The following is an 8,579-nucleotide window of genomic DNA, read 5'->3' as shown; positions in this document are numbered from 1 at the left end:
CCCCTCTCCCTCCTCACTCCCCCATCGGTTCTGCATTCAAAAATTCCCAGATATATTGATTAACTAATTCAGGACGTTCTTGTTGTACCCAATGGCTACAATTAGGAATATAACGAATTTGAAAATCTCGGACATATTCTTCTGTTCCATAGGTTAATTCTTGACCCAATGCCAGATCATTTTCCCCCCAAATCATTAAAGTGGGGACATTGAGTAAACCTTGGGTTTGTTGAGTAGCAAATAAACTGGGAAACAGATTTCGATAATAATTCACCATTGCCGTTAAAGCTCCCCGTTTAGCAGCCGCATCTTTATAAGCATTTAAGTCAGCTTCACTAAAAGTATTTTTATTAATTGCCATCTTGGTAAACGCTTCACCAACACTGCGATAATCATCCGCTTGTAAGTATAATTCAGGTAAAAACGGCAGTTGAAAGAAAAAGATATACCAACTTTTTAATAATTGTTGAATTGTTCCTAAACCTTGCTTAAACTTTGTGGGATGAGGAAGATTCAAGACAATTAATTTACTTAACATTTGAGGATAAATATAAGCAAAATTCCAAGCAATAAACCCGCCCCAATCATGCCCAACTAACACACATTCCTCGTATCCTAATCCTTCAATTAATCCCTTTACATCTAAAATTAATTCTTTGATAGAATAAGCCGATAATTCTTTGGGTTTATCACTCTCGTTATACCCTCTTAAATCCACAGCAACCACTTTATACGCTTGAGCAAATTCGGGAATTTGATGACGCCAAGAGTACCAAAATTCAGGAAATCCATGTAACATCAGCATCAACGGCCCTTCCCCTTGGGTGACATAATGGAGTTTCACCTGATTTGTGGTGATAAAGTCGCTCGTCCAATTTTCTGCTAAAATTGACATAAATTTCTCCGAGGGTGAATATATAATGATGATAACCTTAGATTTTAAAAAGCTCTATTCTGCGGAAAATTTGCAACCATTCATTCCTGTAGAAATAGGCAATTGTACAGATAGTCAAGTATTGCATAGGGTTAAATAAAATCATTCATGCTATTAGAAATTCAACCCGTAACAAATTCTGATTTATTAATCTTAAATCAGCTATATACAGAAATTGATGGGGAATCTCCTCTGTCTCTATCGCACGTTGAGCAAATCTTTGAGCAAATTCAACAAATTCCCAACTACAATATTTATATTGCATGGCTCAACAGTGAACCTGTGGGTACATTTAGCTTATTATGGATTCCTATGATTTTACATGATAGCAAATCAGCCTTAATTGATGCTGTTGTTGTCACATCTGCCTATCGAAATCAAGGAATTGGGAAAGCGATGATGCAGGAAGCTCTCAAACTCAGCCGCTCGGCGGGATGCTATAAAGCGATGCTTTCCTCCAATATTAAACGCACAGCAGCCCATCAATTCTATGAATCTTTAGGCTTTAAACAACAGGGTTGGAGTTTTAGCTTGGAACTGTAACCCAAAAGTTGATATTTTAGGGTAACTTATAAAAAGGTCTTTTATCCGAACACACTCAATCCTGAACATAATGAATATTCTGGCTGATTTTCTGTCTAAACCTGCTCAACCCAACCCCCCTCAAGTTAAAAAAAGTCGTCGAGGAATTTATATTAAATCCCCTCAAGAAATTGAAATCATGCGACAAGCTGCAAAAATTGTAGCTACGGTTTTAAAAGAAATTTCAGAGCAGGTAAAACCGGGAATGACAACGGCTGATTTAGATACTTATGCAGAAAAACGGATTCGAGAAATGGGCGCAAAACCCAGTTTTAAAGGTTATCATGGCTTTCCAGGTTCCATTTGTGCTTCAATTAATCATGAAGTGGTTCATGGCATTCCTAACCGTCGTAAAGTCATTCGCGCTGGGGATGTTTTAAAAGTAGATACGGGGGCTTATTATGAAGGATTTCATGGAGATTCTTGTATTACAATTGGGGTCGGTGAAGTGTCTCCAGAGGCTGCCAAATTGATTCGAGTTGCGGAAGAAACGTTATATAAAGGAATAGAGAAAGTTAAAGCGGGAGCTTATTTACTGGATCTCGCTGAAGTGATGCAAGATCATGCAGAAGCCAATGGTTATAAAATTGTAGAAGAATTTACAGGTCATGGTGTCGGACAAAATTTACACGAAGAACCCTCGGTTTTTAACGCTCGTACCTATTCTTTACCTAATGTTAAATTGAAAGCTGGGATGACTTTAGCCATTGAACCCATTCTAAATGCGGGATCTCGATTTACCCGAACTTTATCCGATAAATGGACAGCCGTAACCGTTGATAATTCCTTATCTGCTCAGTTTGAACATACGGTTTTAGTCACTGAAACCGGTTATGAAATTTTAACAGATCGCTCTAAGATTTAGTGATAGCTATAGCTAGGAGTCGGGAAACAGGAAGAAAATACTTGACAATTCAGGATAAAAGCCATTATTAAGGTTATATTCCTACTGTTTTCTGTTCCCTCCTCTCAAAAATGATTAGAATAAAAACGGTTAACTATTTTGACTCTTTTACAGAAATTAGATCAATTCGATATCAAGTCTTTGAACTGGAACAAGGCGTTGATCCTGAATTAGAATTTGATGGACAGGATGAATTTGCCCAACATTTATTAGCTTATTTAGATGATCAACCCATCGGAACTTTGCGGATTCGCTATTTAGATAAAAACAATGCTAAAATTGAACGGTTAGCGGTTTTAGCGACCGCCAGAGGAATGAGAATTGCTCAACAATTAATGGAATGTGCGTTAGAAGCGATCGCTCAAACTTCAATTAAAACCATCATTGTTAATGCTCAAATTTATATTCAAAATCTCTATTTAAAATTAGGTTTTGAACCCATCGGAGAACCCTTTGAAGAAGCCGGAATTCTCCATATTAAAATGATCAAAACCCTTAATTCTTATATTCCATCCTGAAATCGGTACTATGAGATAATCCCCTAAACGCCACACAGAGACGCGCCATGGCACGTCTCTACACCAGCCATTTTAATATTGTTAAATCTATAATTCCTCTACTTTCCCGGCTCTAACAATTCTATAACTCGATTCAGTTGTACCGAATGAGATGCTTTAAATAAAATCCGATCACCGGGTTGGATAAACTCTTTTAACCGTTGTGCCATTTGTGGGTGAGCATCCGACGCCTGCAAATCCACAACTTCTACCAATGGTAAACCTCCGGCTCCGGTTGCTAAAGCATTGGCTTCTTCAAATTCGGCTAAAATAAATAATCCATCTAAATTGAGTTCCCGTACCTTGCGCCCCACCTGTTCATGGAATTCTAGCGATCGCTCTCCTAACTCTTTCATCGTTCCCAATACCGCAATATGGCGTTTTCCCGGTGTATCAGCTAGTAACCGCAATGCAGCCAACATCGATTCCAAGCCTGCATTATAGGTTTCATCTAAAATAATAATATCTTCTCCCCATTCATAGCGTTTTGCCCGTCCATCCGGTAACTGAACCGCGATCCCTTGCAGAAACGGTGCATACAAGGTTTCTGGGGACATATCCCAACCATAAATTCCCCTCAATACGGCCAATGCTGCTAAAAAATTAGAAGCGTTATGAATACCCGGTAAAGGTAAAGGCAAATTCACCCCCTCGACTCGTAGGGTTTGGGAGTCGATTAATTCTCCTCGCAGATCTCCCCCTTCTAACCCATAGGTAATTGTAGTTCCAGACCAAACCGTTGCTGCGGTATTGATCAAACGGGGCTGATCTTGATTTAAAATCGCCACACTGGTTTTAGGCATTTCTGCTAAGAGTTCACATTTCGCCTCAGCAATGGCTTGTTCTGACCCTAACAGTCCAATATGAGCGGTTCCTACGTTCGTAATCAATCCAATGGTCGGTTGTGCAATCTGGGTTAATTCAGCAATTTGTCCTTTTCCTCTCATGGCCATTTCAATCACCGCAAACTCATGATCGGCTGTGAGTTGTAATAAGGTTTTAGGAACGCCAATTTCATTATTGTAGTTGGCTTGAGTTTTTAAGACTTTGCCTTGAGTCCCTAATACCGATGCAATTAACTCTTTGGTTGTGGTTTTCCCCACCGAACCGGTCACCCCAATGATGGGAATTTGGAATTGATCCCGCCACCATCGGCCAATCTCTTGATAAGCTTTTAAGGAATTGGTAACAGCTAAAAGCGGTAAATTCGGGTGACTTTCGGCAAAATCCGGTGTGACAATTGCCGCGATCGCCCCTTGGTTAAGGGCCTGTTCTACAAAATGATGGCCATTAAATTGTTCCCCTTGTAATGCTAAAAATACTTCTCCGGGTTGAAGACGGCGGGTATCTGTTGTGATCCCTATCACGGGGGTGGAATCAGGGAAATCACAGTTCAAGGGTGCATTAATCGCTACAATTTTAGCAAGCTGGCCGATCGTGATGAGATTAGACATTCTCTGACTCTATAAATAAAATTGATCATCCTTGATTACCCAAAAAAAGAGTTTAAAGCCCCGTCCTGACTTGAGCAGGCTCCGGTTAGGGCTTACCCTGGCTAATCTCTCCCCTGAGGTGTACAGGCAGCGATGAAACCCTCTCTCGCCTGAACGGCAAACCTATCATCTGAAGTGGACTCTTAGAATCCACTATCTCCGTACTAATTGTGCAGAGAGTGTCAGCCTGTTATGGTATTATAAAACATCACTGATTTTATAGCCATTTTCACCGAAATGGATTATGATTTCAGCCTTAATTTGGACAGAATACCGGACTAATACAAAAGTCTATTTTTAATCGAAACAACTTGATGTAGGGGTTTCTTTTCTAAGAGACTTTTCAACAAAATGTTAATATTAGTTTTGAATGGGCTATCAGGATTGCCTGTTATCGAAGCCAGATTTTTCCAGGGTGCATAATCTTCAAGTCCTTCTAAAACTGAAAGCCATGAAAAACTGAATTAGTTTGATTGTCAGATCAACTTGCTTCTGTTTCGTGAGCAGGATTGAAGGCGAAAAAGTGGCAAAGTCGAATCTTATTAATGAAGTCACATCGTTTCTGTAGGCTTTTCAGTGGAATTACGGGTTGCAAAGGTTCCCTCGGTGAATTTTATTATACTCAATACTAGAACTTTCTCTGGTACCTGTGCCACAATTCTATTGTGGGTTTTTAACGTTAAAGTTTAGCGAATAAGCCACTCAAGAATATGAAGGGATTTCACCAGACAAGATAACTCAAATTGAGCAGATGGGTAATCAAAAATGAACAACAATTTAGTTAATTCTTTACATCGAGCTACGGCCCTAGAGGAACAGACGATTTATGATCACTTACTCAGTCGGGTGGAAATAGATGAGCCGTATCAACTGATAGAGCGACTGAATTTATTATTTATTGAAGGATCGGGGTATCCTGATGTAGAAATCTCCAGAGCCTTAAATAAATTAGTGATCTCTAAATTAGAAGCTCAAGAGTTTAATCATATTCTGAATCGCTGTTGTTATATCTTAATTAATCGTTGGCATACGTCTCCTCAACGCAAAGCCGCGATTAATAAATTAATTCAACTTTTTGATGACTCGATTCCCAAAATTCGCAAAGTTTACTCCTACTCTAAAACAGTTCGTCAATTGGGGGATTTAGTCTATGAATTTACCAAAAGTGAGCAATATTTAGCTTTAAAACGGTTTGTAGCTGTTATTAATCAGCCAACTGAATTAGATTATAAAGCTCAATCTTCTGAGCCTTTAAGGATTTTAATTCCTCGCTATCCCTATCTTTACAAACATTGTTTATTAAGTGAGGATAGTTCTTATGAACATCAACAGATGATTCAACAAATTCAAGCGCAAAAACAACGCAAATTTGAACTCGATTTATCTCAATATGCCGCCCATCAAATTCGACTCGCAACCATCGCCCGTCGAACTTCTATAGAAGAAGCTAAAAAATTTGCTTCCCCCATTCCTAACCCCACCCTATTAAATAATCGAGAATTGTTTGCAGCCCTTAAACAATTTGTTGGAAAAGTAGAAGGATCACAAAGCTATCGAGATTTAGCTCAAAACTTTATGGCTCAAACTCAACCTAATCAATCTTTTCGCTCTTTTAAAGAGAGTTTATATGAATATATCACGCCCACATCAATTGATTCATCCTACATCCGTAACCAATTTAACGACAAATTGTATAAATTATTACAAAATACCATTCCCCACAGTGATGATGAAAACTTTAGTGAGTTTCTCTTGCTGCGAACTTGTAACCAAATGTTAAATTTTCTAGTGGTTGAGAGTTCTCAGAAACCGAATCATTTTGTCTTTATTGATTTGATTGCTAATGTCGGGCCAACAACGACCGTGGGGTTATTACTCAAAATTGTCTTAATCTGTCGAAAAGTCAAACCTTACCTGGAAAAACGGTTTGCTATTTTATTTAATCATTACGAGTCTTGTTCCCAAGATGGAGTGCTCTGGTTAGTCAAAGTCTTAGAAAACTTGAATGTTGCCTTAAGTGCCAACTTTGGAGGAGTTGATTTATCGTTCATCCAATAAGCTTTAAAAATGCTAATTGTATTGATCGCGACTCAACTCAATTAACAATTCTATGCTACAATAAAGGTCGTTAATCAAATTCGGTTATGTACATTGTTTTAGGTTACAGGAATCTCGGTTTGATGGGCTTCTGTAGGGACGGGTATGTTGCCGAAATTGAATTTTGTCCGAGTTTAAGGTTGGAGTCATTCCATGTCGATTTATGTCGGTAACTTAGCCTATGAGGTTACCTCTAAAGACCTAGAGCAAGTTTTTCAAGAATACGGTAAAGTCAGACGAGCCACTGTTCCTCAAGATAGAGAAACTGGGAAATCTCGTGGTTTTGGCTTTGTAGAAATGGTGAATGAAGCAGACGAAAACACTGCAATTGAGGCTCTCGATGGAGCAGAATGGATGGGGCGTCATCTGCGAGTCAACAAAGCAAGACCTCGTGAAGATCATGAAGGCGGTGGCGGTAAGCGACAGTCACGGGGAGGCTATCGCAATAATTCTTATTAGAACAGAAATTTAATTCCATCAATTACGGGTTTTGCCAATGGTAAGACCCGTTATTAATTTGTCACTATAGAAAGAGTAATTAACAAGAACCAAAAAATGAATCTGGATGATGAACTGAATACAACGCTGTTGAGTTTCACTGACCTACAAGCGGAATTAAATTTACGCCATGCTCAAGATGCCTTACGAGAAATTGTAGACCATCTTGACTTGACCCCCACAGAACGAGAGGGTTTAGAACCCGATATTGGGGGGTTACAGAGGATGATGGATAAATTAGACCGTACCTCTGTACAAATTGCCGTTTTTGGTATGGTGGGACGGGGGAAATCTTCGGTTTTGAACGCTTTATTAGGTCAAGAGGTGTTTATTACTGGCCCCATTCATGGCGTCACCCAAACCACCCATAAGCAGGAATGGCAATTGACTGAAAATTCTTTATCTCCTATTCCGGCGGTTTCCTATCGGATTTCTCAAATTGAACTGATTGATACCCCCGGAATTGATGAAGTTGATGGCGAAACCCGTGAACAAATTGCTCGTCAGGTAGCCCAACAAGCAGATTTATTATTATTTGTAATTGCGGGAGATATTACTCAAGTTGAATATGATGCCCTTTCTCAATTACGGGAAGCGGGAAAACCGATATTATTAGTGTTTAATAAAATTGATCAATATCCAGAAGCTGACCGACAAGCAATTTATGAAAAAATTCGCGATGAACGGGTTAAAGAATTGTTATCTCCTCATGAAATTGTCATGGCTGCGGCTTCTCCTTTGGTGGCGAAAGCGATTCGTCGTCCTGATGGAAGTTTAAGTGCTCAATTAACGAGGGGAGAACCTCAAATTGAAGAATTAAAGCTAAAAATTTTAGAGGTTTTGGATCGGGAAGGGAAATCTTTAGTGGCTTTAAATACAATGTTATATGCGGGAGATGTGAATGAAAAATTAGTGCAGCGAAAAATGGAAATTCGGGAACAAAGTGCTAACCGAGTGATTTGGAATGGAGTGATGACAAAATCCATTGCGATCGCCTTAAATCCCCTGATGATGGTTGATTTATTAAGTGGGGCGATGATTGATGTGGTTCTGATTTTAACCTTATCTAAACTCTATGGAATTTCCATGACTCAACAAGGTGCGGTAGAATTATTACAAAAAATTGCCTTAAGTATGGGAGGAATTACAGCTAGTGAATTAGTGGCGAATTTTGGCTTAAGTTCATTAAAAAGTGTATTAGGATTAACTGCACCTGTAACCGGGGGATTATCCTTAGTTCCCTATTTATCCGTTGCTATTCCCCAAGCTGCGATCGCTGGGGTATCTTGTTATGCTATTGGACAGGTGACAAAAACTTATTTAGCTAATGGTGCATCCTGGGGAGAAGAAGGGCCGAAAGCCGTTGTTCAACATATTTTAGAAACCTTAGATGAAACTTCTATTTTGAATCGAATTAAAGAAGAATTATGGAACAAAATTAATGTTAAAAACACAATGGGTGTGAACTGACCAGGTAACAAGAAAAGCTATAGATGTTATCCTAGATCAGGAGT

Annotated in this window: 8 protein-coding genes; 6 read left to right on the top strand and 2 right to left on the bottom strand. The window is 39.1% G+C overall.

Annotated features, from left to right (window positions below; genetic code table 11):
• Positions 1–13 precede the first annotated feature (13 nt).
• A complete protein-coding gene (locus IQ236_RS15930; RefSeq protein WP_193870209.1) occupies positions 14–895 on the bottom strand; it encodes an alpha/beta fold hydrolase in 882 nt (293 codons plus the stop codon).
• 147 nt (positions 896–1,042) lie between these two features.
• Here IQ236_RS15930 and IQ236_RS15925 point away from each other — a divergent pair, with 147 nt between their 5' ends.
• The 3 genes from IQ236_RS15925 (at position 1,043) to IQ236_RS15915 (ending at position 2,938) form a co-directional block, all read left to right on the top strand.
• Positions 1,043–1,477 (top strand): GNAT family N-acetyltransferase, encoded by a 435-nt coding sequence (locus tag IQ236_RS15925; RefSeq protein WP_193870208.1) that lies wholly within the window; start codon positions 1,043–1,045, stop codon positions 1,475–1,477.
• A gap of 70 nt (positions 1,478–1,547) precedes the next feature.
• Positions 1,548–2,381, top strand: a complete 834-nt coding sequence (map, locus tag IQ236_RS15920) for a type I methionyl aminopeptidase (RefSeq protein WP_193870207.1) — start codon at positions 1,548–1,550, stop codon at positions 2,379–2,381.
• A gap of 110 nt (positions 2,382–2,491) precedes the next feature.
• A complete protein-coding gene (locus IQ236_RS15915; RefSeq protein WP_193870206.1) occupies positions 2,492–2,938 on the top strand; it encodes a GNAT family N-acetyltransferase in 447 nt (148 codons plus the stop codon).
• Positions 2,939–3,036: 98 nt separating this feature from the next.
• Here the strand turns inward: IQ236_RS15915 and IQ236_RS15910 are convergent, their stop codons facing one another.
• Positions 3,037–4,431, bottom strand: coding sequence for a UDP-N-acetylmuramoyl-tripeptide--D-alanyl-D-alanine ligase (locus tag IQ236_RS15910; protein WP_193870205.1), 1,395 nt, complete (start codon positions 4,429–4,431; stop codon positions 3,037–3,039).
• An 804-nt stretch (positions 4,432–5,235) separates the two neighbouring features.
• Between IQ236_RS15910 and IQ236_RS15905 the strand changes: the two genes are divergently transcribed.
• From IQ236_RS15905 to IQ236_RS15895, 3 genes are all read left to right on the top strand, one after another.
• Positions 5,236–6,528: a hypothetical protein gene (locus IQ236_RS15905; protein WP_193870204.1), complete on the top strand. Its 1,293-nt coding sequence runs from the start codon at positions 5,236–5,238 to the stop codon at positions 6,526–6,528.
• A 192-nt stretch (positions 6,529–6,720) separates the two neighbouring features.
• Entirely contained in the window at positions 6,721–7,026 is a 306-nt protein-coding gene (locus IQ236_RS15900; protein WP_193870203.1) for an RNA recognition motif domain-containing protein, read from the top strand.
• Positions 7,027–7,122: 96 nt separating this feature from the next.
• Positions 7,123–8,535, top strand: coding sequence for a GTP-binding protein (locus tag IQ236_RS15895; protein ID WP_193870202.1), 1,413 nt, complete (start codon positions 7,123–7,125; stop codon positions 8,533–8,535).
• The last annotated feature ends 44 nt before the right edge of the window (positions 8,536–8,579 follow it).

Origin of the sequence: Planktothrix mougeotii LEGE 06226 (assembly GCF_015207485.1) — a bacterium.
Lineage (GTDB): Bacteria > Cyanobacteriota > Cyanobacteriia > Cyanobacteriales > Microcoleaceae > Planktothrix.
Note: the sequence above shows the minus strand (reverse complement) of the source record. Positions and strands in the feature narration are given on the sequence as shown.